The organism is Pseudomonas sp. VE 267-6A, assembly GCF_024126555.1.
Classification (GTDB): domain Bacteria; phylum Pseudomonadota; class Gammaproteobacteria; order Pseudomonadales; family Pseudomonadaceae; genus Aquipseudomonas; species Aquipseudomonas palmensis.
In genome coordinates, this window is the sequence record NZ_JAMYBY010000025.1 from 12900 (window position 1) to 38014 (window position 25115).

The following is a 25115-nucleotide window of genomic DNA, read 5'->3' on the forward strand; positions in this document are numbered from 1 at the left end:
TTTCTCTCCCTAACAATAAATCCAGGAGAACCCCTCATGAACGCATCCCTCACGCCCGGCCAGACCAAGGTCGACAGCGTCAAGCTGCTGATCGACGGCCAGTGGGTCGAGTCGAAAACCACCGAATGGCGCGACGTGGTCAACCCGGCCACCCAGCAGGTGCTGGCCCGCGTACCCTTTGCCACCGCCGAAGAAGTCGATGCCGCCATCGCTGCCGGCCAGCGTGCGTTCAAGACCTGGCGCGACACCCCGATCGGCGCGCGCATGCGCATCATGCTCAAGCTGCAGGCGCTGATCCGCGAACACTCCAAGCGCATCGCCGTGACCCTGAGCGCCGAGCAGGGCAAGACCATCGCCGACGCCGAAGGCGACATCTTCCGCGGCCTTGAAGTGGTCGAGCATGCGTGCTCCATCGGCACCCTGCAGATGGGCGAGTTCGCCGAGAACGTGGCCGGCGGCGTCGATACCTACACCCTGCGCCAGCCCATCGGCGTGTGCGCCGGCATCACCCCGTTCAACTTCCCGGCAATGATTCCGCTGTGGATGTTCCCGATGGCCATCGTGTGCGGCAACACCTTCGTGCTCAAGCCGTCCGAGCAGGACCCGCTGTCGACCATGATGCTGGTGGAGCTGGCGCTGGAAGCCGGTGTGCCGGCCGGCGTGCTCAACGTGGTGCACGGCGGCAAGCAGGTGGTGGATGCGCTGTGCACCCATACCGACATCAAGGCGATCTCGTTCGTCGGCTCCACCGAGGTCGGCACCCACGTGTACAACCTGGCCGGCCAGCACGGCAAGCGCGTGCAGTCGATGATGGGCGCCAAGAACCACGCTGTGGTGCTGCCCGACGCCAACCGCACGCAAACCCTCAATGCCCTGGTAGGTGCCGGTTTCGGCGCTGCCGGCCAACGCTGCATGGCCACCTCGGTGGCGGTGCTGGTGGGCAAGGCCCGCGAATGGCTGCCGGAGCTCAAGGCCCTGGCCGCCAAGCTAAAGGTCAACGCCGGCAGCGAGCCTGGCACCGATGTGGGCCCGCTGATCTCCAAGCGCGCCAAGGAGCGTGTGCTGGGCCTGATCGAAAGCGGCATCAAGGAAGGCGCCACCCTCGAACTCGATGGCCGCGACGTGCAGGTGCCCGGCTACGAGCAGGGCAACTTCGTCGGCCCCACGCTGTTCTCCGGCGTGACCACCGACATGCAGATCTACACCCAGGAAATCTTCGGCCCGGTGCTTGTGGTGCTGGAGGTCGACACCCTCGACGAGGCCATCGCGCTGGTCAACCGCAACCCGTTCGGCAACGGCACCGGCCTGTTCACCCAGAGCGGCGCCGCGGCGCGCAAGTTCCAGAGCGAGATCGACGTGGGCCAGGTGGGCATCAACATTCCGATCCCGGTGCCGGTACCGTTCTTCAGTTTCACCGGTTCGCGCGGCTCCAAGCTGGGTGACCTGGGCCCCTACGGCAAGCAAGTGGTGCAGTTCTACACCCAGACCAAGACCGTCACCGCGCGCTGGTTCGACGACGACAGCGTCAACGATGGCGTGAACACCACCATCAGCCTGCGTTAAGGAGTCGACCATGCGTATTGCATTCATCGGGCTGGGCAACATGGGCGCGCCGATGGCGCGCAACCTGATCAAGGCCGGCCATCAGCTCAGTCTGTTCGACCTGAACAAGGACGTACTGGCAGAGCTGGCCGAACTCGGCGGGCAGATCAGTGCCTCGCCCAAGGACGCGGCCAGCGCCAGCGAGCTGGTCATCACCATGCTGCCGGCCGCTGCCCATGTGCGCAGCGTGTACCTCAACGAAGACGGCGTGCTGGCCGGCGTACGCGCCGGTACCCCGGTAGTGGACTGCAGCACCATCGACCCGCAGACCGTGCGTGCGGTGCATGCAGCGGCGGCCAGGCAGGGTGTGGACCTGGCCGATGCACCGGTGTCGGGCGGCACCGGCGGCGCGGCGGCGGGTACCCTGACCTTCATGGTCGGCGCCAGTGAGGCGCTGTTCGCCACCCTGCAGCCGGTGCTGGCGCAGATGGGGCGCAACATCGTGCACTGCGGCGAGGTGGGTACCGGGCAGATCGCCAAGATCTGCAACAACCTGCTGCTGGGCATCTCGATGATCGGCGTGTCCGAGGCCATGGCCCTGGGCAATGCCCTGGGCATCGACACCAAGGTGCTGGCCGGCATCATCAACAGCTCCACCGGGCGTTGCTGGAGTTCGGACACCTACAACCCGTGGCCGGGCATCGTCGAGACGGCGCCGGCATCACGCGGGTACACCGGTGGCTTTGGTGCGGAGCTGATGCTCAAGGACCTGGGGCTGGCCACCGAGGCGGCGCGTCAGGCGCACCAGCCGGTGATTCTGGGCGCGGTGGCGCAGCAGCTGTACCAGGCGATGAGCCTGCGCGGGGAGGGTGGCAAGGACTTCTCGGCGATCATCGAGGGCTACCGCAAGCCCGAGTAGAAAAGCTTCGCCAGCAAGGCTGGCTCCTACAGGCGAACCTGTTGCCTGTAGGAGCCGGCCTTGCCGGCGAAAGGGCCCTCAAGCCCACCAATACCGTACAAAGTGAAAGAACACCGGCGCCGCGAAACATACCGAATCCATGCGGTCCAGCATGCCGCCGTGCCCCTCGATCATGTGCCCCCAGTCCTTCACCCCGCGGTCACGCTTGATCGCCGACATCACCAGCCCGCCAAAGAAGCCCATGACGTTCACGGTCAGCGCCATCAGCGCCGCCTGCCAGAAGGTGAACGGGGTGATCCAGAACAGCGTCGCGCCGATCAGCGTGGCCAGCGCCACACCGCCCAGCAACCCCTCCAGCGTCTTGGACGGCGACAGCCGCGGCGCTACCTTGCGCTTGCCGAACAGCTTGCCGCACACGTACTGCAGTACATCGGAAATCTGTACCACCAGAATCAGCCAGGCGATCAACAGCAGGTTGCGCCCCTCGAACCCGGGGATATCCAGCGTCATCAGGGCCGGTACCGACGACAGGCAGTACACCGCGATCATCAGCCCCCACTGCACCTTCGAGGCCCGCTCCAGAAAGCGCGTGGTATCGCCGCCGAAACTGGCCAGGATCGGCAGCAGCAAGAACAGGTACACCGGGATGAAGATGCTGAACAACCCGTACCAGTCCATCGCGATCAGCAGGTACTGCACCGGCAGCGCCACATAGAACGCCGCCACCAGTGCCGGGTAGTCGCCACGCCGGGTGGGCGTGAGGGTGAGGAACTCGCGCAGCGCATAGAACGACACGCAATAGAACAGCAGGATGACCCCCAGCTTGCCGAACACGAAGGCCAGGCCGATCACCAGCACCATCACCCACCAGGCATTGATGCGCGCATTGAGGTTGTCGATGACCGCGTGCGGGGCCGGGCCCGCGCGCCATTTGAGCAGGCGCCCGATCAGGCTGGCGAGCAGCAGCAGGCCACCGATACCGGCAAACAGCAGAAGTGTGTTGTGGTCCATCTCAGGATTCCTTGGGGGCCAGGGCCAGCAGGGCAAGGCGTGCCCGTTCCAGAAACGCGTGCTTGCTGTCATCGGGCAAGCGTTGCAGCGGCTCGCCGAAGCTCAGGGTGCACAGCAGCGGCAGGGGCAGGGCACGGCCCTTGGGCATCACCCGGTTGAGGTTGGCGATCCACACCGGGATCAGCTCCACCTCGGGGTGGGCACTGGCCAGATGGAACAGCCCGCTCTTGAACGCCAGCAAGGGCTCGTCGCCCAGGTTGCGCGTGCCTTCGGGAAAGAAGATCAGCGAGTCGCCCTGCTCCAGCGCCGCATGGATCGGCTGCAAGGGGTCGCTCTGGGCCTCGCTGTGCTGGCGGTCGATCAGCACGCCGTTGAACACCCGGTTGATCAGAAATTGGCGAATACCCGGTTTTTGCCAGTAATCGGCCCCGGCCACCGGGCGGGTGTGCCGGCGCAGTTCCTGGGGCAGCGAGGCCCAGATCAGCACGAAGTCCCCGTGGCTGCTGTGGTTGGCGTAGTACAGGCGTTGCACCGGCTGCGGTGTACAGCCCAGCCACAGGGCGCGGGCGCCCGTGATCAGGCGGGCCACCGAGGTGATGCCGAAGGCGGTGAGGGCGGCTAGCATGACGAGGTCCTTATCCGACGAGAGAAAGCCAGGGCAGGCACAGTATGCCGGCAATCGCCAGCAGTACCTGCACGCCAAGGCACAGCAGTTGCTGGCGCATCAGGCGCAGTGCGGCCCGGCTGCGCACCTGCCAGTCGCGGTCGTCGACCGGGGCGGGCTTGAGGCCCAGGTCGAACAGCGCCTGGTCCAGCGCGCGGGTAGTTGGCGACAAGGTTGCGGCCTGGGTGGCCAGGTGCGCGAACAGCTCGGCGTCCAGCGCAACCCGCATGCCCCAGTATTTTTGCAGCAGGCCGGCTGCCAGCAGCAGCACGCACAACAGGGCACCAATCACAGGGGCCGGCGCGCCGGCAAGTGGCGCCAGGCCATAGGCCAGCGCCAGCAGGCTGATGCCGTCCGACAGGCGTTCCACCTGGCGCCCGCGCCGCAGCAGGCTGGCCACCAGCGCCAGGTGGGTCTGGCTACTCACAGGCCGCCCCCCGCCGGCAGGCTGTCGATCACCTGGCGGTGCGCCGGGTGCAGCACGACCCCGGGGCGGGCCTGGGCGATCAGTTGCTGGGCCTGCTGCGCGTTCTGGCAGCGCCCGCCGAGTACCAGCCAGGCGGCCACGACGCAGGCACTGCGCGAGTAACCCAGGGCGCAGCACACCAGTAGCGGGCCCTGCTGGCGCAGTCGCTCGATGGCCTGGGCCGCCTCGCGGCAACGTTCGGCACTGGGCACCACCAGGTCCAGGCAGGGCAGGCTGCAATAGGCCTGGCCCGGCGTGTGTGCCACCGGCAGTTCTGCACACAGGTCGACCACCGCAGCAAACGATGCCGCCTGACCTCGTGCAGGCACCCGCCCCAGGTACACCCCCTCGCACACCTCGTCGGCCTGTGGATGGCGGCGCGTCCACCAACGCGAATTGAGCCAGGCGCCGATCAGGTACGGCGCCAGCAGCCAGCGCGCGGCATACGACAAGTGGCCGCTCGGGCCTTTCTGAAACCCCTCGGCGCCCAACACGGCATAGTTGAGCGCCACCATCAGCAGTGCGAGGGCGGGCCACAGCAGCAACAGGGCGATACCGCCGGCATACAGCGCCAGCCCACCCAGCACGGCGCTACCCAGCGCGTAGTACGCGGCCAGGCGCCAGCGCCGGCGGTCACGGGTCGGCTGCAGGCTGCCCAGTACCGGCCGGCCCTCCACGGGCCACAGCCATACACACAGCGCGCCTGCCACTGCGCCACTGGGCACGTCGATGAAGTGGTGCTGCCAGGTGGTCAGCACCGACAAACCGATCAACCCCATCCAGCCATGCAGCAGCCAGCGCATCAGCCGCCCACGGGTGTGCCGGGCGAACATCGCCCAGATGATCACCAACAGCGCGATGTGCAGCGAAGGGGCCTGGTTGAACGGCTTGTCGAAGCCCATCAGCACATCGAACAGCCAGCCGAACACACCCTGCAGTTCAGGGCGCTCGAAGGTGAAGCGCAGCGGCCACAGCAGAAAGCCGGCGATGCAGATCAACTGTGCGCTCAGCAGGCGCAAGGCATGCCGGTCCATCTCCAGGCGGCTGAGCGGCAGCAGGAAGGACAACCCGTACAGCAGGTCGATGGACCAGTACGGCAGGATGGTCCACGGCCACAGCGGGATGCTGCTTTCCCAGGCGAACACCAGGCTGCCGACGTCGCTGCGCCCGGCGGTGAAGGTGTTGCTCAGGCCATAGCTCAAGAAGAACAGCGGCCCGAGCAACAGCAGCCAGAGCACGCCGCGCCGGATCAGGCCCGGCTCGCGCACTGTGCTCATTCAGCAACTCGCTGGGCCAGGCTGACGCTGAAGATGCCCCACTCGTCGATGCGCTGGCACACCTTGCGAAAGCCTGCCGCTTCCACCAGCTGGTCCATCTCCACCTGGCTGCGCCGACGCATCACCCAGGCCTGACCGGCGCGGTGGCTGGTCAGGGCGCGGGCGATCATCTCCAGCTGCGGGTGCCACGGCTGGCCGGTGTACACCAGGTAGCCGCCCGGCGCCACGGCCTGGGCCAGGCCACCCAGCGAGTCGCCGACCATCTGGTTGCTGGCGAACAGTTCATACAGCCCCGATACCACCGCCAGGCTCGGACGCGGTTCAAGGGTGGCCAGGCTCTGCGCATCGAAGGCATCGCCCTGCACGAAGCGGGCGATGTCGGCCAGGCCTTTGTGTTCGATCAGCGCCGTGCCTTCGCGCACGTTGAGCTCGCTGTAGTCGCGCAGCAGGATCGAATCCGGGCGCTGCTCCAGGCCCTGCAGGGCTTCGAGAATGTAGCGGCCATGGCCGGCGGCGATGTCGACGATATGCACCGGTGCGCCTTGTTCGCGCAGGCGCTCGATGGCCAGGCGCAACAGCTCTTCCACATGCAGCTTGCGCTGGCGGATGCCCTTCCAGCCGATGGCGTCGAGGTAGTTGCGGTCGATCATGCGGCCCAGCTTGCCCTTGCCGGTGGCCTGGTTGCGGTAGACGTAGTCCAGCGTGCTGCCCGAATCGAAACCGGTGTCGAAGCCCAGCTTGACCCCGCTCGACAGGCCCTTGCCCAGGCGCAGGCCGGCGCGGGTTGCGCGCCAGTACAGGTCGGCCGGCGAGTTGCGTGGCAGCGGCGCGGCCAGGCTTTCGGCCTCGGCGCAGCTGGCGCCGAGCTGGTCGGCATCGAGCAGCGACGGGCGCTGGGGCGCCACACTGAAGCAGTGCTCCACGAAGCGCCGGATACGCGCCAGCGCATGCCCGCGATCACGCTCGCCGAGGGTGTCGTGGAAGAAGCCGGGCAGCACGTGCTTTTCCTTGTGTACGCTGCCCAGGCGCTCGAAGAACTGCTCCTGCGGCTGGCGCTTGACCACGAAGTCGGCGCCGGAAATCAGCAATTGGGTCGGCACCTGGATCGCCTGGGCATCGGCCACCACGCGATCGGCAGCTTCGTACAGCCCCAGCAGCATGTTCACCGAAATCGGCCGGCTGATCAGCGGGTCGTTTTCATACGAGGCGATGCGCTCGGGGTCGTGGCTGAGCAGGCGCGGCTTGACGTAGCTGTTGACGAAGAAGTTGCCGCGCCAGGCGCGCATCAGCTTGAGCCCCGGGCGGGCGAACGGCACGTACAGCTTGACCTTGAAGGCCGGCGAGGCGAGCACCAGGCAGCGCACCTTCGGCGCATAGTCATGCGCCCAGGTTGCGATCAGCACGGCGCCGACGCTTTGCGCCAGCACCGCCATGTCCTGTTCGTCGATGGCGTGCTCGCGGGCGATGTGCTCGATGAAGGTCTGCACATCGCGCACGCTGCACGCGAAGCTCGGGCTGTCGCCACGGGCCCCGGGCGACTCGCCATGGCCACGGGCGTCCCAGGCGAAGAAGTCATGGCCGGGCAGGTCGAGTTCATCCACCAGGTGGGCCATGCGCCCGCCGTGTTCGTGGCCACGGTGGAACAGCACCACGGCGCGGCGCGGTTGGCCGGGCTGGCGGTTGGCCGGCCAGTGGCGGTAATGCAGCTCTACGCCGTCATGGGTGGTGAAATGCAGGGATTGCGCGGTGCGCATGGCAAATATCCTTATCTGGCTCGGAGGGCTTCAGCGGGGTTGCGCCAGGCCTCGGCTCACCCGGTTGTAGAGGGTATGAAGCGACAGCAGCAGCACCACCAGCAATACGCCGTTGAGCCACGCTGCGCTCAGCAGGCCGGTGGCCACGCCGGCACCGAGCACACCGAACACGAAGGCACGGTCGCTCTTGCCCATCGGGCCGTCATAACGGCGTTCGGCGCCTACCAGCGGGCCCATCACACCGGCGTATTCGCTCACCAGCGCGGCCAGCACCACGATCACCACCAGCGCCGGCGACACGCCCGGCAGCAGGGCGAAGGGCAGGTACAGTGCGCTGTCGGCGACCACGTCGCACAGCTCGTTGAGGTAGGCACCCAGGCGTGACTGCTGGCCGAATTCCCGGGCGAGCATGCCGTCGATGGCATTGAGCGCCATGCGCAGCAGCATCCAGGCCGGCACCAGGGCGAACAGCCAGGTGATGTGCGGTGCGGCGGCCAGCAGCAGGCCGAGCGCCACACTGACCACGGCGGCGGCGACCGTCACCTGGTTGGCAGTTATGCCGCGCTCGTACAGACGCTTGACCATAGGGCGCAGCAGCGCCTGGAAGCGCGGTTTCAACTGGTAGATCGACGGCACGGAAAACTCCCTTTACGGCTCGTAGGCACGGCATTGTCTTGTTACATAGCGGTGCGCGAAGGCGATTGTGGGTGGATTGTCCCTGCCGGGGCAATAGCGCCTGCCGACAAGCTTTGCAGAAGTGTGCGCGTGTGCCCGGGAAGCGCCGAAAAATTGCGGCTGCACAGGCGCAGCTGGCGTTGTGCCCAGGGTTCGTCCAGCGCCAGGCTATGCAGCGCCAGTACCCCTTGCCAGCGTTGCACGGCAGCCTGCGGCACGATGCCCAGGCCTGCGCCATGGGCCACCATGCGTATCACCCCGTCGAAGCCTTCGGCACGTACCCGCACCTGCAGCCGGCGCCCCAGGTGCAGGGCCTGTTCCTCCATGTACAGGGCCAGGGCGCTGTCTGCCTGCAGGCCGACATGGCCATGTTCAAGGGTGTCGGCAAAGCGCAGGTGCGGGTGGCTGGCCAGCGGGTGATCCGGCGCCATGATCAGCACCAGCGGGTCGTCGCGAAACGCCACGCTCTGCAGGTGCTCGCTGGCCACGGCATTGGAGATGATGCCCAGGTCGGCCTCGCCCTGGGTGATCGCCTGCACGATACGCAGGCTGGGCAATTCGACCACGTCCACGTCGATGGCCGGGTGGTGGGCCAGAAACGTCGCCAGCAGTTCGGGCAGGTACTCGGTCAGCGCCGCGGTGTTGCACAGCAGCCGCACCTGGCCCTGCAACCCCTGGGCATACTGGCCCAGGTCGAATTGCAGCCGCTGCACCTGCTGGCCGATCTGGCGCGCATGGTTGACCAGGGCCTGGCCGGCGGCCGTGGGGTGCACGCCGCGCCGGTTGCGCTGCAGCAGCGGTACGCCCAGCGAGCTTTCCATGGCGCGAATGCGCGCGCTGGCCGCCGGCAGCGACAGGTGGCTGCGCTGGGCGCCGGCAGTGATGTTGCCGCACTCCACGGTGTGCAGAAACAGTCGTAGGTCAATCAGATCGAAATGCATGAGCCTCTGCCTGGGCAATAGTCTGGCTCAGTATATGGCAACTGTTCAGAGACGTGCGGGCAGGGCAGCATGGGCCCATGACGACTTTATTCGGCTTCTATCAGGCTATCGGCCCGGCGCTATCGCTGCTGGTTGTGCTTACCTTCGTGCTGGCAGGCACGGTCAAGGGCGTGATCGGCCTGGGCCTGCCCACCGTGGCCATGGGGTTGCTGGGGCTGGCTATGTCACCGGCGCAGGCTGCCGCGCTGCTGATCGTGCCGTCGACGGTCACCAACCTTTGGCAGCTGGCGGCGGGTGGCCACTTGCGTGCATTGCTGCGCAGGCTCTGGCCGATGCAATTGATGATCTTCATCGGTACCTTGCTGGGCAGTGTCTGGCTGGGCATCGACAGTGGCGCGTGGGCGGCGCACGCATTGGGCGCGGCGTTGCTGGTGTATGCGCTGTACGGCCTGTGCCACCCAGGCCTGCACCTGGCCCCCCGCCACGAGCGCTGGCTGGGCCCGCTGTGCGGGTTGGTGACGGGCATCATCACCGCCGCCACCGGGGTGTTCGTGATACCGGCCGTACCGTACCTGCAGGCCCTGGGCCTGCACCGTGAACAGATGGTGCAGGCGCTGGGCCTGTCGTTCACCGTCTCGACCCTGGCGCTGGCCGTGGGCCTTGCCGGGCAGGGCGCACTGGGCGGCGAGGCGCTGGGGGCCTCGCTGGTGGTGCTGATACCGGCATTGCTGGGCATGTGGCTGGGCCAGTGCCTGCGTCAGCGCATCAGTGCCGTGCTGTTCAAACGCTGCTTTTTCATCGGCCTGGCGCTGCTGGGCGCCCATCTGGCGCTCAACGGCTAGCCGAGGACGGGCTGAGCATCTCGATCAGCTGGATGTCGAAGTCGCGCTCAAGGTACTCCATGCGCCGCTCGGCAAACTGCTGCATGTGCGGCAGCGCCGAATGCACATCCAATGCGGCCTTGCTGGCCCAGATTTCGTAGAACACGAACAGGCTCGGGTCCTGCCGGTCGCGCAGCATGTGGTACTCGATGCAGCCGGGCTCGGCACGGCTGGGTTCTACGTAGCTGCGAAACAGCGCCTCGAACTCCTCGGCCTTTTCGGGGCGGGTCTTGGCTTTGAGGATGAAACCGTAGGGTTCGCTCATGGGGAGGCTCCTGTAAAAAGTGAGCCAATCTTATTTCAACAATAAGCGCTCAATTCGTGCTTTTTGGTCAAAAGCGTTTTGCCCGCGCGAGGGTATTTCCGCTGCGCTGAACTGATTAATCTGCCGCCATCACATTCACCGGGCCGCCCTTCTGTTGGCCGCCCCGAACACACATGAGGCAGATGATGAAGAAGATCCTGTTGCTCAACGGCGGCAAGCAGTTCGCCCACTCCGATGGCCGCCTGAACGAGACCCTGCACGAGGCCGCGCTGGCGTTTCTCGACCGCGCCGGTTTCGACGTCAAGAGCACCTACATCGATGGCGGCTACGACGTTGCCGAAGAAGTGCAGAAGTACCTCTGGGCCGACGTGGTCATCTACCAGATGCCCGGTTGGTGGATGGGCGCGCCGTGGACCGTCAAGCAGTACCTGGACGAAGTGTTCACCGCCGGCCACGGCAGCCTCTACGCCAGCGACGGGCGCACCCGCTCCGATGCGTCGAGCAAGTACGGCAGCGGCGGCCTGATCCAGGGCAAGCAGTACATGCTGTCGCTGACCTGGAACGCACCGCAGGAAGCGTTCGACGATCCGGCGCAGTTTTTCGAAGGCAAGGGCGTGGACGCGGTGTACTTCCCGTTCCACAAGGCCAACCAGTTCCTGGGCATGAGCGGTCTGCCGACCTACCTGGCCACCGACGTGATGAAGAACCCCAACGTCGAGGCTGCCGTGGCCGGCTACGAGCAGCACCTGGCCCGGGTTTTCCACACTGGCGCCTGATGAAGGGTTGCGCGGGCAACGCCAAGCGGCTATCTATCACGGCTGAACGCCACACCAGGGAACAGCCGTGAAAGCCAGGTCCGATGAATTGCAGATGTTCGTCTCGGTCATCGAGTGCGGCTCTATTTCCGCCGCCGCCGAACAGGGCGGGCAGACCCCGTCGGCCATCAGCCGCAGCCTGTCGCGGCTGGAGGCCAAGCTGGGCACAACGCTGATCAACCGCACCACGCGGCGCATGGACCTCACCGAAGAGGGGCGGTTTTTCTTCGAGCGTGCCAAGGCCATCCTGCAACAGATGGACGAACTCGAAGAGCGCCTGAGCCTGCACCGCCAGACCCCGTCCGGGCGCTTGCGCATCAATGCGGCGGCGCCGTTCATGCTGCATGCCATCGTGCCCTGGGTGGGGGAGTTCCGCCAGCTGTACCCGGATATCCAGCTGGAGCTCAACACCGACGACCTGATCATCGACCTGCTCGAACAGAGCACCGATATCGCCATCCGCATCGGCGAGCTGGCCGACTCCAGCCTGCACGCCCGCTCGCTGGGGTGCAGCCCGCTGCATGTGCTGGCCAGCCCCGCGTACCTTGCGCGGCGCGGTACGCCACGGCATGTGGAGGAACTGGCCGGGCATTCGCTGCTGGGCTTCACCCAGACCGAAACCCTCAATCACTGGCCGCTGCGCCACACCGAAGGCGACCGCCTGGCGATCCGCCCCGACCTGTGCGCCTCCAGCGGCGAAACCCTGCGCCACCTGGCGCTGGCCGGCGAAGGCATCGCCTGCCTGTCGCACTTCATGACCCACGAAGACCTCCAGGCCGGCCGCCTGCAACTGGTGCTGGCCGAGGCCAACAGCGGCTATCGCCAGCCGATCAACGCGGTGTACTACCGCAACTCGCAACTGGCCCTGCGTATCCAGTGCTTTCTGGATTTCATCCAGCACAAGCTGTCGATCTACGCCTGCTGAAAACCGCAGGCGGCATTTGAAAAATCCCTGGGCATGCGCCTTAATGGTTGTTCGATAAAAACAACACCAAGGAAACCCGCATGCGCACTCTGATGTTTCGAACGCTGACCTTGAGCGCTGCGATCGTCGCCAGCTCATCAGCCTATGCCGTGACGCTGGACGGCGGCGCGGTGGCCGCGCCCGATCAATATGGTGCACAGGTCGCCGCCGACATCCTCAAGAAGGGCGGCAACGCAGTGGACGCCGCGGTGGCCACTGCCTTCACCCTGGCCGTTACCTACCCCGAGGCCGGCAACATCGGCGGCGGCGGTTTCATGACCCTGTACATGGATGGCAAACCCTACTTCCTCGACTACCGTGAGGTGGCGCCCAAGGCGGCCAGCCGCAACATGTACCTGGACGACAAAGGCGAGATCATCGAGAACCTCAGCCTGGTGGGCGCCCGGGCCGCCGGGGTGCCGGGCACGGTGATGGGCCTGTGGGAGGCGCACCAGAAGTTCGGCAAGCTGCCCTGGGCCGAGCTGCTGACCCCGGCGGTGGGCTACGCGAAGAACGGCTTCAAGATCGCCGCCAAGCAGTACCAGTACCGCGAAGATGCCCAGGGGCTGTTCAAGGACAGCACCAACTTCAACGACTATTTCGGCAGCATGAAGGTGGGCGAGACCTTCAGGCAGCCCGAGCTGGCGCAGACCCTGGAGCGCATTGCCGACAAGGGTGTGAGCGAGTTCTACCAGGGCAAGACCGCCGACCTGCTGGTGGCGCAGATGCAGGCCGACAAGGGCCTGGTCAGCAAGGAAGACCTCAAGGACTACAAGGCCGTGTGGCGTGAGCCGATGGGCATCGAATGGCGTGGCAACGTGGTCTACACCGCGCCGCTGCCCAGCTCGGGCGGCATCGCGCTGGCGCAGTTGCTGGGCATCAAGGAAAACCGCGCAGCCGACTTCAAGGGTGTCGAGCTGAACTCGGCACGCTACATCCACCTGCTTTCGGAAATCGAGAAGCGTGTGTTCGCCGACCGTGCCGACTACCTGGGCGACCCGGCGTTTTCCAAGGTGCCGGTGGCGCAGCTGATTGCCAAGGACTACCTGGCCAAGCGCGCGCAAGAGGTCAACCCGACCGCCATCTCCGACACCGCCAAGGTGCGCCCGGGGCTGGAGCCGCACCAGACCACGCACTTCTCCATCGTCGACAAGCAGGGCAACGCGGTCAGCAACACCTACACCTTGAACTGGGACTACGGCAGCGGCGTGGTGGTGAAGGGCGCGGGCTTCCTGCTCAATGACGAGATGGACGACTTCAGTGCCAAGCCGGGTGTGGCGAACGCCTTCGGTGTGGTCGGTGGCGATGCCAATGCCATCGAGCCGGGCAAGCGCATGCTGTCGTCGATGGCCCCGAGCCTGGTGACCCGCGATGGCAAGGTCACGCTGGTGCTGGGTACGCCGGGTGGCTCGCGGATCTTCACCTCGATCTTCCAGGTGCTCAACAACCTGTACGACTACAACCTGCCGCTGGAGAAGGCGGTGGCGGCGCAGCGTGTGCACCACCAGTTGCTGCCCAAGGACACTATCTACTACGACGCCTATGCGCCGCTCGATGGCAAGGTGGCCGAGGAACTGAAGAAGATGGGCTACACCCTGGAGGACCAGGGCTGGGAGATGGGCGATATCCAGGCGATCCGGGTGACGGGTTCGGCGCTGGAAACCGCGTCTGACCCGCGTGGACGCGGGGTGGGGCAGGTCGTCAAGTAAGGGCTGACAGCATCGCGGGCCAAGTCCGCTCCCACAAGGTTTCGCTGAACCTGGTGGGAGCGGGCTTGACCCGCGATGGCTACGCCGTCCGATTCGGTCAGACGCGGAAGTGGCTGACCAGCATCTGCAACTGATTGCCCAGGCGCGCCAGCTCGACGCTGGATGCCGCCGTCTCCTGGCTCGCCGCCGCCGTCTGCTCCGACACATCACGCACGTTCAGGATGCTGCGGCTGATCTCTTCGGCCACCGCGCTCTGCTGCTCGGCCGCCGCGGCGATCTGCTGGTTCATCGACTGGATGTTCGACACCACGCGGGTGATGTTCTCCAGCGAGGCACCCGCCTTGCGCGTCAGCTCCACGCTGCTGTCGGTCAGGCTGCGGCTGCCATGCATCACGTTGGCCACCTGCTGGGTGCCGCTTTGCAGGCCCGCCACCAGCACCTCGATTTCCTCGGTGGACTTCTGGGTGCGCTGCGCCAGGCCGCGCACTTCATCGGCCACCACGGCAAAACCACGCCCGGCTTCACCCGCCCGTGCCGCTTCGATCGCGGCGTTGAGCGCCAGCAGGTTGGTCTGTTCGGCCACCGACTTGATCACGTCCATCACGCTGCCGATCTTCTGGCTTTCCTGCTGCAACTGGCCCATGGCCTCGGTGGAGCGGTTGACCTCGACCGCCAGGCGCTCGATCTGCGCGATGGCCTGGGCCACCACCTGGTCACCGGCGCGGGCCTGGCCGTCGGCGTCGGTGGCGGCCTCGGACGCCTGCTCGGCATTGCGCGCCACTTCCTGCACGGTGGCCGCCATTTCGTGCATGGCGGTGGCCACCTGGTCGGTCTCGACCTTCTGGCTGTTGACCCCAGCGTTGGTCTGCTCGGTGACCGCCGACAGCTCTTCGGCCGCGCTGGCGATCTGGGTCACGCCGTCACGGATGCCGCCGATCAGGTCGCGCAGGGTTTCGCCCATGCGCTGGATGCCTTGTTGCAGCACGCCCAGTTCGTCACGGCGGGTGACGCGCAGGGTGTGGGTCAGGTCGCCGGTGGCGATCTTCTCCACCACTTCCAGGGTTTCGCGCAGCGGGCGGGTGATCTGGCGGGTGATGATGATCGCCGCCAGCACGCCGAACAGCAGCGCCGCCAGGGTGCTTGCCAGTTGCCAGGTACGCGCCTGGGCACTTTCGAGGTCGCGACGTTGCAGCTGGATGGCGTACAGCTCATCGCTCAGGCGCACGATGTCGTAGCCCTGGGTGGTCATTTCCTTGCGCGCCTCGCCGATCGCCGTGTTGGCGGCCTTGAAGCTGCGCACCGCTTCGGCGTAGTGCAGGGTGGCGGCCTCGAGCGGTCGGGCACGAGCATCGGTGGCGGCCAGCTGGCGGGTTTCGGCCAGGGTGGCGTCGAGCTGGCGGGCGGCGACCTGTTCGGTTTCCGGGGTGAGGTCGGCGATGTAGCCGCGCACCTCGAAGCGGGCCAGCAGCAGGTGCTGGCGTACGGTGGTCAGGCGCTTGAGATGTTCCAGGCGCTCGCTGTCACTCTGGCCAGAGGACAGGCTGTCGGCCAGCAGGGTTTCCATCAGGGCACCGGCCTCATTGGCGGTAACGCCCATGCTGCGGCGCGCTTCGCCACCCTGCTTGTAGGCGCTGCGCATCTTGGCCAGGGACACCTCGTAGGCGGCGACCACCTGCGCCTGTTCGCGTAGCAGCTTGACGTTCTCCGGGCTCTTGAAGGTGTTCAGCAGGTTCTGCTGGCGGGCCTTGAAGGTATCCAGCTTGGCCTGGACATTCTGCGCGAGCTTGTCGTCACCGTCGGCAATCATGTACTGCAGGCGGGCGATGCGCAGTTCGGTGAGCTCGTTGTTGAGCTGGGTGATGTCGCTCATCCAGTTGCTGCGGTCGATCAGACCGCCCAGGCTGGTCCAGCCGGTCAGGGCCAACAGGCCGGTCAGCAGCAGCACCAGGCCGAAGCCCAGGGCGAGTTTCAGGTTGACGCTGATATTGGCAAACCAGCTGTTCATGCGATCCCTCCAGGATTCTGTGCGCTCTTTGATCTAAATCGCTGGAGGTTGTTTTTCTTGGAGGCCAGCTGACGTGAGCTGCCTTTATCGGCGGGATGTTGCAGAGCTGAAACGCTTTTTCTCCAATTCCGACGAAAACCATCAACAAAATGTTTAGGGTGTTTGCGCCAGGCCGCAAACACCCCATTACAGGCGTCAGAGTCTGCTGGCGCCAAAGGTGTCGCACTGGTTGAGGTCGCCCTTGGCGAAGCCGGTCTTGAACCAGCGCACGCGCTGCGCGGAAGTGCCGTGGGTGAACGAGTCGGGCACCACGCGGCCCTTGCTCTGCTGCTGCAGGCGGTCATCGCCGATCGCGTTGGCGGCGTTCAGGGCCTCTTCGATATCGCCCGGCTCCAGCCAGTTATGGCGTTGCTGTGCCTGGTAGGCCCACACGCCGGCCAGGCAGTCGGCCTGCAGTTCCTGACGTACCAGCAGGCCGTTGTCGCCTTGCAGGCGCTGGCCGCTGCGACGGGCCTGGTCGATCCTGGCTGACACCCCCAGCAGGGTCTGCACATGGTGGCCGACCTCGTGGGCGATCACGTAGGCCTGGGCAAAGTCGCCCGCTGCCGCGAAGCGGGTTTCCATCTCCTTGAAGAAGCTCATGTCCAGGTACACCTGCTGGTCGGCCGGGCAATAGAACGGGCCGGTCGCCGACGAGGCAAAGCCACAGGCGGAGTTGACCTGACCGCTGAACAGCTTGAGGGTCGGGTCCTTGTACTGGCGCCCGGCCTGGGCAAACAGGGCGCGCCAGGTGTCCTCGGTGTCGCCCAGGATGCTGGCGACGAACTCGGCCTGTTCGTCGCCGGCCGGTGGTGCCTTGCGCTCGCCGGTGCTTGCCGGCGCGCTCTGTTCGCTCATCTGCCCGCTCAGCTGGCCAAGGATCTGCATCGGGTCCTGCCCGGTCAGCAGGCCGATCCCCACGATCAGTACCACCGCCGTCAGGCTCAGGCCCTTGCCGCCCAGGCGCATGCCACCACCACCGCCGCCTTCACCGCGAGCGTCGACCACGTTGTCGCTGCGCCTGCCTTTTCGCCAGAGCATGAGCGTTCTCCCAAGCTTGAAATATGAAGATAAAGATTAGTCCACCCGGCCCGGCGGCGTCAGCGCTTTGGACATAACCATACGGTTATGGGTTCAAGGATTCTTTTCAATGTTCGCCGGTGCATGCCTCGGCCACACTGCCCATCACTCCTGCCCGTACAGGCCTCCAAAAATCCAATAAGAGGAGAACGGCATGTCTGCACAAGACACCAGTCGTTTCGTTATCCGTGATCGGAACTGGCATCCGAAAGCCCTTACCCCCGACTACAAGACCTCCGTCGCGCGCTCGCCTCGCCAGGCGCTGGTGAGCATTCCACAGTCCGTCAGCGAAAGCACTGGGCCGGATTTCTCCCACCTGAAATTTGCCGAGCACGACAATGACCTGCTGCTGAACTTCAACCACGGCGGCCTGCCCATCGGCGAGCGCATCATCGTGGCCGGGCGCGTGTGCGACCAGTATGGCAAGCCGATCCCGCACACCCTGGTCGAAATGTGGCAGGCCAATGCCGGCGGCCGCTATCGCCACAAGAACGATCGCTATCTGGCGCCGCTGGACCCCAACTTCGGGGGTGTGGGGCGCGCGCTGACCGACAGCGAGGGCTACTACAGTTTCCGTACCATCAAGCCGGGCCCGTACCCGTGGCGCAACGGCCCCAACGACTGGCGCCCGGCGCATATCCACGTGTCGATCAGCGGCCCGTCGATTGCCACGCGTCTGATCACCCAGCTGTACTTCGAAGGCGACCCTCTGATCCCGATGTGCCCGATCGTCAAGTCGATCGCCAACCCGGACGCGGTACAGAGCCTGATCGCCCGGCTCGACATGGCCAATGCCAACCCCATGGACTGCCTGGCCTACCGCTTCGACATCGTTCTGCGCGGCCAGCGCAAGACCCACTTCGAAAACCGCTGAGGAGCCCCGCCATGCCTATCGAACTGCTGCCGGAAACCCCATCGCAGACCGCCGGCCCCTACGTGCACATCGGCCTGGCCCTGGAAGCGGCCGGCAACCCGACCCGTGACCAGGAAATCTGGAACCGCATGGCGCGCAGCGATGCGCCCGGCGAGCACATCCTGCTGATCGGTCACGTCTACGACGGCAACGGCCACCTGGTGCGCGACTCGTTCCTGGAGTTCTGGCAGGCCGACGCGGCCGGGCAGTACCACAGCGAATTCAACCTGGAACAACCGTTCAACAGCTTCGGACGCACCGCCACCACCTTCGATGCCGGTGAATGGACGCTGCATACGGTCAAGCCCGGTGTGGTCGCCAATGCCGCCGGCGTGCCGATGGCACCGCATATCAATGTCAGCCTGTTCGCCCGCGGCATCAACATCCATCTGCACACGCGGCTGTACTTCGACGACGAGGGCCAGGCCAATGCCAAGTGCCCGGTGCTCAACCTGATCGAACAGCCACAACGCCGCGAGACCTTGGTCGCGCGGCGCTGCGAAGTGGATGGCAAGCTGGCCTACCGTTTCGATATCCGCATCCAGGGTGAAGGCGAAACGGTGTTCTTCGATTTCTGAGGCCGCCTAGCGGGGCACCGGGTTCAGGTCGAAGTGGTTGCGCTGGTACTGGAACAGCAGGCAAGGCTCCTTCTTGGCGGTCATCTTGCAACCGCTCTCATGTTCCAGCCCGGCCGGCAACTGGTAGTACGAACCGGCCGGGTACTCGGTCTCGACCAGCTTGCCGTTCTTGTCCTTGATGCGGGCGTAGAACACGCCGCTCATCACCACGGTCGGCAACGTCTCGGTGTGGGTGTGGTAGCCATTGTCCACACCGGGACGGAAACTGACGAAGGCCTCGTAGGCGCCATTGCCCAGGATGTCGCCCTGCACGTTGGCGTAGGTGACGTTGTTGTTGGTGCCCGGTACCACTTTCCAGGTCAGCGCATTTTTCGGCAGGGAGATGAGTGGGGCGGTGCAGTAGCAGACCGCAGCCACGGCGGTAGTGGCGCAAGCTGCCAGCAGCAAGCCGGCGGCGGTAACTCGAAGTGCTTTCATGGTTGAAACCCTCTGATGAACAATCGAAAGAAGGTTAATCAAACAACGAACGCACAAATACGGCAGAAGCAGCCCAGAACCTGTGTGCTTCTTGCACAGATCACATCTTGATTTCCCATCGTGGTTCAGCGTAGTACGCCCGCGCATACTCGACCAATGCCCGAACCTTGGGCGCCAGATAGCGGCTTTGGGGGAACATCGCGTACACGTGCCGGGAGGGCTGCTGCCATTCGGGTAGCACCTGTACCAGGCGCCCGTCGAGCAGGGCGTCATGCACGATGAAGCGGTCGAAGCTGGCGATACCCAGGCCGGCAATGGCCGCCGCACGCAACGCCATCGGCGAGTTGGCGCTCAGCCGGCTGGGCATTGCCACGTCCAGACGCTGCCCGTCGGGCCCCTGCAGGCTCAGCCGTTGCGGCTGGGCCAGGCGGTTGTAGCCGAGCAACGCATGCTCGCCCAGGGTGTGCGGTTCGATGGGGGCCGGCCAGCGCTGCAGGTAGGCGGGGGCGGCTACCAGCACGACTTCGCTGACGGCCAGTTGCCGGGCCACCAGGTTGGAGTCGGGCAGGTGGGTGGTCACCCGCAGGCACACATCGACCCCTTCTTCGAGCATGTCCACAAAGCGGTCGGTGCAGATGAGCTCCACCTGCAACTGGTCGAAGCGCTCGACGAAGTCCGGTAGCCAGCGCCCCAGCTCCAGTTCACCGAATGCCGTGGCCACGCTCAGGCGCAGGGTGCCTGTGGGTTGCTGCTGGTGTTCGGAAATCTCCAGGCTCATGGCTTCGAGCTGCTCCAGCACCTGCACGCAATGGCGGTAGCACAGTGCGCCGGCTTCGGTGACGTGCAGGCGCCGCGTGGTGCGGCTGAGCAACTGGGTGCCGAGGTGGCGCTCCAGGTTCTTGACCTGGCGCGACAGCACGGTGTGCGATTGCCCGGTCAGGGCCGCAGCGGCGCTGAAACCACCACTCTCTACCACGCGGCGAAACGCCTGCATCGCGCTGATCTGGTCCATGGTCGGCTGGCTCTCATGAAGGAGTCGGGTCGCCAGTCTAGCAGCAGCCGGCGCGCCTACTCGTAGGCACTGACCCCGGCAATGTGCCGCCCGGCGATGTAGCCGAAGGTGGTCGCCGGCCCCAGATTGATCCCGCCCGCCGGGTAATGCCCGCCCATGATGCTGAGCATGTCGCTGCCGGCGGCATACAGGCCGGCAATTGGCTGCTGCTGTGCATCCAGTACCTGGGCGTGGGCATTGGTCCTGAGCCCGGCAAAGGTGCCGAAGCAGCCCGGCTCCACCTTCACCGCATAGAACGGCCCCTGCTCGATGGGCGCCACGCACGGGTTGGGCCGGTGCAGCGCATCGCCCTGCTTGCGGTTGTAGGGCGTGCTGCCACGGCCGAACTGCGGGTCTTCGCCGTGGCGCGCATGGCGGTTGTAGTCGCTGAGCGTGGCACTCAGGCCCTGGGGGTCGATGCCGCAGGCGATGGCCAGCGCCTCGATGCTGTCGCCGCACTTGAGGTAGCCGCTGCGAATGAAGGGCTCCACCGGCAGTGGGAAGGGCCGGGAGATGCCCAGGCCGTAGCGGCGCTGAAAGGCGTGGCTGCAGATCAGCCACGAGGCCACCTGCTCGCCGGGCGCGTTGGCGACCATTGCACTCACGTAGTCGTAATAGCCGTTGGCTTCGTTGACGAAGCGCTTGCCGTTGGCCAGCACACCGATGATGCCGGGCTTGGCACGTTCGATGATGTGCGGGAAATGGCCGAAGCTGCCGTCCTTGTACGGCACTTTCGACACCGGGGCCCAGGCCACCGGGCTTGCCAGGTCGTCGACCACGTGTGCGCCCACGCTCTCGCCCAGGCGCAGGCCATCGCCGCTGGCGCCCAGCGGCGGCAAGGCCAGGTGCTCATGCCCGGTGGGGGTACGCGGGAACAGCGCCTTGCGCCGCTCGATATCGTTGGGGAAGCCGCCGGCTGCCAGCACCACGGCCTTGCGCGCATGAATGCTCACGTCGCCGTTGGCCGTCTGCACCACCGCCCCCGTCACCCGGCCAGCGTTGTGCAGCAGGCGCTGCGCCGGGGCCGATGCCCACAGCAGCACGCCGAGGTCTTCGGCCGACTTGGCCAGGCGCGCGATCAGGGCCACGCCGTTGACCAGCTGCATCGCCCGGCCGTAGCGTGCGAGGTCGAGCAGATGGCGTGCCAGGCGCTTGCCCACATGCAGCAGCGAGCGCCACGAACGGGTCAGGGTGAGAAAGGCGGTAAGGTCCTTGCCGGCCATGATCGGCATGCCCATGAATGAGGTTTCGCGCATCGTGCGGCGCAGCTGCCTGAGCAGCTTGCCGACCTTGCGCCCGTCATACGGTGCGGCGATCACCGAGCGCCCGCCCGTGCCGGCCCCGGGCGTGTCGCCGTGGATATCGGCAATGCCGTTGCCGTCGGCGAACTGCAGGGCGGTATGGCGTTCGAAGAACGACACCATGTGGGGCGCCGCCTCCAGGAACGCATCGATCATCGCCGGTTCGAAGTGTTCGCCCAGTTCGTGTTGCAGGTAGGTGCGCGGCAGCGAACGGTCCTCGACGATGCCGGCGCGCTGTGCCAGCGGGTTGCACGGTACCCACATCCAGCCGCCGGACCAGGCCGTGGCGCCGCCGAACACCGGGTCCTTTTCGACCACGATGACCTTCTGCCCGTGAAAGGCGGCGGTCACCGCGGCGCTCAGGCCGGCAGCGCCGGAGCCGATGACCAGGACATCGCAGTCCACCGGGCGGGAGGTAGGGGTGTGGGCAGTCATGCTGGGTCCTCGCAGTGCGCGCAATTATTATTTTGGAACGAAGTTCCATATTCTATGATTGCACGTCGGCTGCCAAGGCCGTCGCCTGCAAAGTTGGGCGAAGATCGAACAGTGGTTTGCGCTTTGCCCGGCGCTCTTTAGAATCGGCGAAATTTTCAGGGACCGTGACCATGGCCGGCAGTCAGATCGAACGTGCTTTCAGCCTTCTCGAAAGCCTCACCAGCGAGCCGCGCGGGCTGCCGATGCAGACCCTGGCCGAGCAGCTGGACATCCCCAAGAGCGCGACCCATCGCATGCTCGCCGAGCTCATGCGCCTGGGCTACGTGCGCCAGAACCCGGAAAACAGCCGGTACCTGCTGAGCACCAAGCTGGTGGGCATGGGTTTTCGCTACCTGGCCCAGAGCGGTGCCGACATCGTCCAGCCGATTCTCGACCAGTTGGCCGCGCAGACCGGCGAGCTGGTGCGGCTGGGGATCATCGACGGCGAGCGCCAGGTGTGGATCGCCAAGGCCCAGGGCGCCCGCTCCGGCCTGCGCTACGACCCGGACATGGGGCGTGAGGCGCCGCTGTTCTACAGCGCGTCGGGGCATGCCTGGCTGGCCAGCCTGAGCGATGCCCAGGCGTTGCTGCTGGTGGAGCGCCAGGGCGTGGGCCGGCGCGAGGACTTCGGGCCGAACGCGCCAGCTTCCAATGCCCAGCTGCTGGAACGCCTGCGCATGGCGCGGGAACTGGGCTATGCGTGGGTGGTGGAGAGTTCGGCGCTGGGTACGTCGGCGTTGGCGGCGGTGGTGCGTCACCCGCAGGATGGGCATGTGGTCGGGGTGTTGAGCGTGGCCGGGCCGACCGCGCGCCTGAACGAGGCGCGCCTGCACGAGCTGGCGCCGGCGTTGCTGGCGGCGGCGGCCGAGCTGTCGGCGGCCAGCCCGGCGTCGGAGCTGTTTGTCTAGACGCTTCGCTGGCAAGCCAGCGAAGCGGCCCTCAGGCAAACAAAGGCAGTTTTGCGGAGCGCAAAGCTGTTTTTTTTGTACTTGCATTGAAATTGGAACTAAGTTCTAAATAATGCAAATACAACAACGCACCCGAGACTCCTCCATGAACCCACGTGTCATGTCCCTGGCCGCCCTCACTGTCCTTGAGCTGTCCCCACCCCGGATGGTCGAAGTCGCCGCCCGGGCCGGCTACAGCCATGTCGGCCTGCGCCTCGAGCCGGCCACCCCCGAAGAGCATCACTTCCCGCTGGCAAGCGACGCCGGCCTGCGCCGGCAGACAGCCGAGCGCCTGCGCGACACCGGCATCCGGGTGCTCGATGTGGAGATTCTGCGGCTCAAGCCCGACACCCTGGTCGCCAACTTTGAGGCCCTGCTCGCGGTGGGCGCCGACTTCGGTGCCAGCGAGCTGCTGGTTGCCGGCAACGACCCGGATGAACAGCGCCTGACCGACAACTTCGCGGCGCTGTGCGACCTGGCCGCGCCGTATGGCCTGCACCCGCACCTGGAGTTCATGCCGTGGACCGATGCCAAGGACCTGACCCAGGCCACCCGCATCGTCGAAAACGCCGGGCGCGCCAACGGCTGCGTGCTGGTCGATGCCTTCCACTTCGATCGCTCGGCGTCGCGCCTGGAAGACCTGCGCCGCCTGCCGGTCTCGCGCATCCGCTACGCGCAACTGTGCGACGTGGCGGGCCCGCGCCCCGACGACATGGCCGAGATCCTGCGTCAGGCGCGTAACGAGCGACGTTTTCCAGGGGATGGGGAGTGCGACCTGAACGGGTTGCTGCACAGCTTGCCGGCCGACCTGCCGCTGAGCCTGGAGATCCCCACGCGCCAGTTGCTGGAGCAGGGGGTGAGTGCGCTGCAGCGCGCGCAGTGGGCGCTGGAGAAGGCCCGCAAGGTAATGAACGCCGGCTCCCTGTAGGAGCCAGCGTTGCTGGCGAAGGGCTGCATTGCAGCCCGGGCTTACGCCTCGACTGTCGGGATCCTGCGCGGTGCAATGAAATACATCCACAGCAGCGCGATGAAATACATCGCCGGAATCATGGTGAACAGCACGGTGTAGTTGTTGTTGGTGCTGGTCAGCACATGCCCCACGATCTGGGTCATGAACATCCCCCCGGTGGCCGCGCACATGCCGCCAAAGCCGAACACGGTGCTCATCATGTGCTTGGGCGTGTAGTCCATCACCAGGCTCCAGATGTTGGCGGTCCAGGCCTGGTGCGCGGCAATCGCCAGGGAGATGGCCAGTACCGCCACCCACAGGCTGCTGGCGCCTGCGGCGAAGATCACCCCGACGATGGTGGTGGCGAACAGCAGCATCGACAGCAGCCGCGCCTTCACCGGCGCCATGCCGCGACCGATCATGAACGAGGACAGGATCCCGCCACCCACGCTGCCGAAGTCGGCACTGAGGTAGATCACGATCAGCGGGATGCCCATCTGCGTGACGCTGATGCCCAGGTTGTACTGCTGGTTCAGAAACGGCGGCAGCCAGTACAGGTAGAACCAGAACACCGGCGCGGTGATCGAGTAGGCCAGGGCAAAGGCCCAGGTGCCACGCATGCGCAGGATACGGGTGAACGGCACGGCCGCCTGTTCAGGCTCGACCTCGCTCTGGATGTACGCCAGTTCCGCCTTGCTCACGCTCGGGTGGTTTTCCGGGTTGAAGTACTTCAGGCCCCAGAACGTGGCCCACACCAGGCCCAGCGCGCCCATGGCCATGAACGCCGCCTGCCAGCCCCACACAGTGAGGATCAGCGGCAGCAGCATCGGGGTGAACATGGCGCCGACGTTGGTGCCGGCGTTGAAGATGCCGGTGGCCACCGCCCGCTCGCCCGCCGGGAACCACAGCCGGGTGGTCTTCACGCAGGCCGGGTAGTTGGCCGCTTCGGTCAGGCCGAGGATGAAGCGACAGACCATGAAGCCCACCGCCGAGGTGGCCAGGCCGTGGGCGCCAGTGGCCAGGCTCCACAGCAGCACCGCGCAGAAGAACACGCGCTTGACGCCGATGCGGTCGATCAGCCGGCCCTGCAGCACGAAGCCGATGGCATAGCCCACCTGGAACCAGAAGTTGATGTTGGCGTAGTCCATCGCCGTCCAGCTCATTTCCTTGGCCAGGATCGGCTGCATCACGCCCAGTGCGGCGCGGTCGATGTAGTTCAGGGTGGTGGCGAAGAATACCAGCGCCAGCATCACCCAGCGGGTCTTGCCGACGCCCATGGCGCCACGGATCTTGTCGCCGATGCCGGCGTGCGGGGTACTGGCCGATGGCTGGGCCAGGGGAGTGCTTTGGCTGTGGATCATGTGGTGATTACCCGTATTTTTATGTTTATGGGTCAAGCCAGGATGACACGCGGTACA

At 65.9% G+C, this 25115-nt stretch carries 24 protein-coding genes; 10 read left to right on the top strand and 14 right to left on the bottom strand.

The window, feature by feature from the left end:
• Positions 1 to 36 precede the first annotated feature (36 nt).
• Together NJH59_RS23445 and mmsB are read left to right on the top strand one after the other, a co-directional pair.
• Positions 37 to 1563, top strand: a complete 1527-nt coding sequence (locus NJH59_RS23445) for a CoA-acylating methylmalonate-semialdehyde dehydrogenase (RefSeq protein WP_043860714.1) — start codon at positions 37 to 39, stop codon at positions 1561 to 1563.
• A gap of 10 nt (positions 1564 to 1573) precedes the next feature.
• Positions 1574 to 2461: a 3-hydroxyisobutyrate dehydrogenase gene (gene mmsB, locus NJH59_RS23450; protein WP_078481798.1), complete on the top strand. Its 888-nt coding sequence runs from the start codon at positions 1574 to 1576 to the stop codon at positions 2459 to 2461.
• Between the two features lie 78 nt (positions 2462 to 2539).
• On the opposite strand, the gene NJH59_RS23455 is transcribed toward mmsB, so the two are convergent.
• From NJH59_RS23455 to NJH59_RS23485, 7 genes are read right to left on the bottom strand one after another with little or no spacing between them, the layout of a single operon-like run.
• On the bottom strand, positions 2540 to 3472 hold the full coding sequence (locus tag NJH59_RS23455; RefSeq protein WP_043860712.1) for a phosphatidate cytidylyltransferase: 933 nt from the start codon (positions 3470 to 3472) through the stop codon (positions 2540 to 2542).
• Between the two features lies 1 nt (position 3473).
• Positions 3474 to 4097, bottom strand: coding sequence for a lysophospholipid acyltransferase family protein (locus tag NJH59_RS23460; protein ID WP_043860711.1), 624 nt, complete (start codon positions 4095 to 4097; stop codon positions 3474 to 3476).
• A gap of 10 nt (positions 4098 to 4107) precedes the next feature.
• Positions 4108 to 4563, bottom strand: coding sequence for a hypothetical protein (locus NJH59_RS23465; RefSeq protein ID WP_253087377.1), 456 nt, complete (start codon positions 4561 to 4563; stop codon positions 4108 to 4110).
• Positions 4560 to 5879 (bottom strand): phosphatase PAP2/dual specificity phosphatase family protein, encoded by a 1320-nt coding sequence (locus tag NJH59_RS23470; RefSeq protein WP_253087378.1) that lies wholly within the window; start codon positions 5877 to 5879, stop codon positions 4560 to 4562. The genes NJH59_RS23465 and NJH59_RS23470 overlap by 4 nt, the downstream gene beginning before the upstream one ends.
• Positions 5876 to 7633, bottom strand: coding sequence for a bifunctional alpha/beta hydrolase/class I SAM-dependent methyltransferase (locus tag NJH59_RS23475; RefSeq protein WP_043860708.1), 1758 nt, complete (start codon positions 7631 to 7633; stop codon positions 5876 to 5878). The genes NJH59_RS23470 and NJH59_RS23475 overlap by 4 nt, the downstream gene beginning before the upstream one ends.
• Before the next feature lie 30 nt (positions 7634 to 7663).
• A complete protein-coding gene (locus NJH59_RS23480; protein WP_100634997.1) occupies positions 7664 to 8269 on the bottom strand; it encodes a CDP-alcohol phosphatidyltransferase family protein in 606 nt (201 codons plus the stop codon).
• Positions 8270 to 8310: 41 nt separating this feature from the next.
• Positions 8311 to 9249, bottom strand: coding sequence for a LysR family transcriptional regulator (locus NJH59_RS23485; protein WP_253087379.1), 939 nt, complete (start codon positions 9247 to 9249; stop codon positions 8311 to 8313).
• Between the two features lie 77 nt (positions 9250 to 9326).
• On the opposite strand from NJH59_RS23485, the gene NJH59_RS23490 reads away from it, so the two are divergent.
• Entirely contained in the window at positions 9327 to 10091 is a 765-nt protein-coding gene (locus NJH59_RS23490; RefSeq protein ID WP_078481792.1) for a sulfite exporter TauE/SafE family protein, read from the top strand.
• Here NJH59_RS23490 and NJH59_RS23495 read toward each other — a convergent pair.
• The gene (locus tag NJH59_RS23495; RefSeq protein WP_043860704.1) at positions 10081 to 10395 is read right to left on the bottom strand and encodes a putative quinol monooxygenase; all 315 of its coding nucleotides are present in this window, start codon (positions 10393 to 10395) and stop codon (positions 10081 to 10083) included. The genes NJH59_RS23490 and NJH59_RS23495 overlap by 11 nt on opposite strands.
• Positions 10396 to 10580: 185 nt before the next feature.
• Here NJH59_RS23495 and NJH59_RS23500 point away from each other — a divergent pair, with 185 nt between their 5' ends.
• The 3 genes from NJH59_RS23500 to ggt all read left to right on the top strand — a co-directional run bounded on the left by NJH59_RS23500 (position 10581) and on the right by ggt (position 13883).
• Positions 10581 to 11171: an NAD(P)H-dependent oxidoreductase gene (locus NJH59_RS23500; protein ID WP_043860703.1), complete on the top strand. Its 591-nt coding sequence runs from the start codon at positions 10581 to 10583 to the stop codon at positions 11169 to 11171.
• A gap of 67 nt (positions 11172 to 11238) precedes the next feature.
• Positions 11239 to 12135 carry a LysR family transcriptional regulator gene (locus tag NJH59_RS23505; protein WP_054916552.1) on the top strand — a complete coding sequence of 299 codons (897 nt, stop codon included), beginning with the start codon at positions 11239 to 11241 and terminating at the stop codon, positions 12133 to 12135.
• Between the two features lie 80 nt (positions 12136 to 12215).
• The gene (gene ggt, locus NJH59_RS23510; protein ID WP_043860701.1) at positions 12216 to 13883 is read left to right on the top strand and encodes a gamma-glutamyltransferase; all 1668 of its coding nucleotides are present in this window, start codon (positions 12216 to 12218) and stop codon (positions 13881 to 13883) included.
• Between the two features lie 97 nt (positions 13884 to 13980).
• On the opposite strand, the gene NJH59_RS23515 is transcribed toward ggt, so the two are convergent.
• The gene (locus tag NJH59_RS23515; RefSeq protein WP_043860700.1) at positions 13981 to 15888 is read right to left on the bottom strand and encodes a methyl-accepting chemotaxis protein; all 1908 of its coding nucleotides are present in this window, start codon (positions 15886 to 15888) and stop codon (positions 13981 to 13983) included.
• 195 nt (positions 15889 to 16083) lie between these two features.
• Positions 16084 to 16968, bottom strand: a complete 885-nt coding sequence (locus NJH59_RS23520) for a neutral zinc metallopeptidase (protein ID WP_043860699.1) — start codon at positions 16966 to 16968, stop codon at positions 16084 to 16086.
• Between the two features lie 193 nt (positions 16969 to 17161).
• Here NJH59_RS23520 and pcaH point away from each other — a divergent pair, with 193 nt between their 5' ends.
• Entirely contained in the window at positions 17162 to 17881 is a 720-nt protein-coding gene (gene pcaH, locus NJH59_RS23525; RefSeq protein ID WP_043860698.1) for a protocatechuate 3,4-dioxygenase subunit beta, read from the top strand.
• 11 nt (positions 17882 to 17892) lie between these two features.
• Positions 17893 to 18498 carry a protocatechuate 3,4-dioxygenase subunit alpha gene (gene pcaG / locus NJH59_RS23530; RefSeq protein WP_078481790.1) on the top strand — a complete coding sequence of 202 codons (606 nt, stop codon included), beginning with the start codon at positions 17893 to 17895 and terminating at the stop codon, positions 18496 to 18498.
• A gap of 6 nt (positions 18499 to 18504) precedes the next feature.
• On the opposite strand, the gene NJH59_RS23535 is transcribed toward pcaG, so the two are convergent.
• The 3 genes from NJH59_RS23535 to NJH59_RS23545 form a co-directional block, all read right to left on the bottom strand.
• Positions 18505 to 18975, bottom strand: coding sequence for a hypothetical protein (locus NJH59_RS23535; protein WP_078481789.1), 471 nt, complete (start codon positions 18973 to 18975; stop codon positions 18505 to 18507).
• A gap of 100 nt (positions 18976 to 19075) precedes the next feature.
• The gene (locus tag NJH59_RS23540) at positions 19076 to 19987 is read right to left on the bottom strand and encodes a LysR family transcriptional regulator (RefSeq protein WP_078481788.1); all 912 of its coding nucleotides are present in this window, start codon (positions 19985 to 19987) and stop codon (positions 19076 to 19078) included.
• 56 nt (positions 19988 to 20043) lie between these two features.
• Entirely contained in the window at positions 20044 to 21762 is a 1719-nt protein-coding gene (locus NJH59_RS23545; protein ID WP_253087380.1) for an FAD-dependent oxidoreductase, read from the bottom strand.
• 170 nt (positions 21763 to 21932) lie between these two features.
• Here NJH59_RS23545 and NJH59_RS23550 point away from each other — a divergent pair, with 170 nt between their 5' ends.
• Together NJH59_RS23550 and NJH59_RS23555 are read left to right on the top strand one after the other, a co-directional pair.
• Positions 21933 to 22709 (top strand): IclR family transcriptional regulator, encoded by a 777-nt coding sequence (locus tag NJH59_RS23550; RefSeq protein WP_043860693.1) that lies wholly within the window; start codon positions 21933 to 21935, stop codon positions 22707 to 22709.
• A 145-nt stretch (positions 22710 to 22854) separates the two neighbouring features.
• On the top strand, positions 22855 to 23676 hold the full coding sequence (locus tag NJH59_RS23555) for a sugar phosphate isomerase/epimerase (RefSeq protein ID WP_078481786.1): 822 nt from the start codon (positions 22855 to 22857) through the stop codon (positions 23674 to 23676).
• 41 nt (positions 23677 to 23717) lie between these two features.
• On the opposite strand, the gene NJH59_RS23560 is transcribed toward NJH59_RS23555, so the two are convergent.
• Positions 23718 to 25058: an MFS transporter gene (locus tag NJH59_RS23560; RefSeq protein WP_253087381.1), complete on the bottom strand. Its 1341-nt coding sequence runs from the start codon at positions 25056 to 25058 to the stop codon at positions 23718 to 23720.
• Positions 25059 to 25115 lie beyond the last annotated feature (57 nt).

Bases quoted from the DNA above. Each gene is read 5' to 3' on its own strand.
- NJH59_RS23445 (WP_043860714.1), top strand. From the start codon at position 37: ATGAACGCATCCCTCACGCCCGGCCAGACCAAGGTCGACAGCGTCAAG.
- mmsB (WP_078481798.1), top strand. From the start codon at position 1,574: ATGCGTATTGCATTCATCGGGCTGGGCAACATGGGCGCGCCGATGGCG.
- NJH59_RS23455 (WP_043860712.1), bottom strand. From the start codon at position 3,472: ATGGACCACAACACACTTCTGCTGTTTGCCGGTATCGGTGGCCTGCTG.
- NJH59_RS23460 (WP_043860711.1), bottom strand. From the start codon at position 4,097: ATGCTAGCCGCCCTCACCGCCTTCGGCATCACCTCGGTGGCCCGCCTG.
- NJH59_RS23470 (WP_253087378.1), bottom strand. From the start codon at position 5,879: ATGAGCACAGTGCGCGAGCCGGGCCTGATCCGGCGCGGCGTGCTCTGG.
- NJH59_RS23475 (WP_043860708.1), bottom strand. From the start codon at position 7,633: ATGCGCACCGCGCAATCCCTGCATTTCACCACCCATGACGGCGTAGAG.
- NJH59_RS23485 (WP_253087379.1), bottom strand. From the start codon at position 9,249: ATGCATTTCGATCTGATTGACCTACGACTGTTTCTGCACACCGTGGAG.
- NJH59_RS23490 (WP_078481792.1), top strand. From the start codon at position 9,327: ATGACGACTTTATTCGGCTTCTATCAGGCTATCGGCCCGGCGCTATCG.
- NJH59_RS23495 (WP_043860704.1), bottom strand. From the start codon at position 10,395: ATGAGCGAACCCTACGGTTTCATCCTCAAAGCCAAGACCCGCCCCGAA.
- NJH59_RS23500 (WP_043860703.1), top strand. From the start codon at position 10,581: ATGAAGAAGATCCTGTTGCTCAACGGCGGCAAGCAGTTCGCCCACTCC.
- ggt (WP_043860701.1), top strand. From the start codon at position 12,216: ATGCGCACTCTGATGTTTCGAACGCTGACCTTGAGCGCTGCGATCGTC.
- NJH59_RS23515 (WP_043860700.1), bottom strand. From the start codon at position 15,888: ATGAACAGCTGGTTTGCCAATATCAGCGTCAACCTGAAACTCGCCCTG.
- NJH59_RS23520 (WP_043860699.1), bottom strand. From the start codon at position 16,968: ATGCTCTGGCGAAAAGGCAGGCGCAGCGACAACGTGGTCGACGCTCGC.
- pcaH (WP_043860698.1), top strand. From the start codon at position 17,162: ATGTCTGCACAAGACACCAGTCGTTTCGTTATCCGTGATCGGAACTGG.
- pcaG (WP_078481790.1), top strand. From the start codon at position 17,893: ATGCCTATCGAACTGCTGCCGGAAACCCCATCGCAGACCGCCGGCCCC.
- NJH59_RS23535 (WP_078481789.1), bottom strand. From the start codon at position 18,975: ATGAAAGCACTTCGAGTTACCGCCGCCGGCTTGCTGCTGGCAGCTTGC.
- NJH59_RS23540 (WP_078481788.1), bottom strand. From the start codon at position 19,987: ATGGACCAGATCAGCGCGATGCAGGCGTTTCGCCGCGTGGTAGAGAGT.
- NJH59_RS23545 (WP_253087380.1), bottom strand. From the start codon at position 21,762: ATGACTGCCCACACCCCTACCTCCCGCCCGGTGGACTGCGATGTCCTG.
- NJH59_RS23550 (WP_043860693.1), top strand. From the start codon at position 21,933: ATGGCCGGCAGTCAGATCGAACGTGCTTTCAGCCTTCTCGAAAGCCTC.
- NJH59_RS23555 (WP_078481786.1), top strand. From the start codon at position 22,855: ATGAACCCACGTGTCATGTCCCTGGCCGCCCTCACTGTCCTTGAGCTG.
- NJH59_RS23560 (WP_253087381.1), bottom strand. From the start codon at position 25,058: ATGATCCACAGCCAAAGCACTCCCCTGGCCCAGCCATCGGCCAGTACC.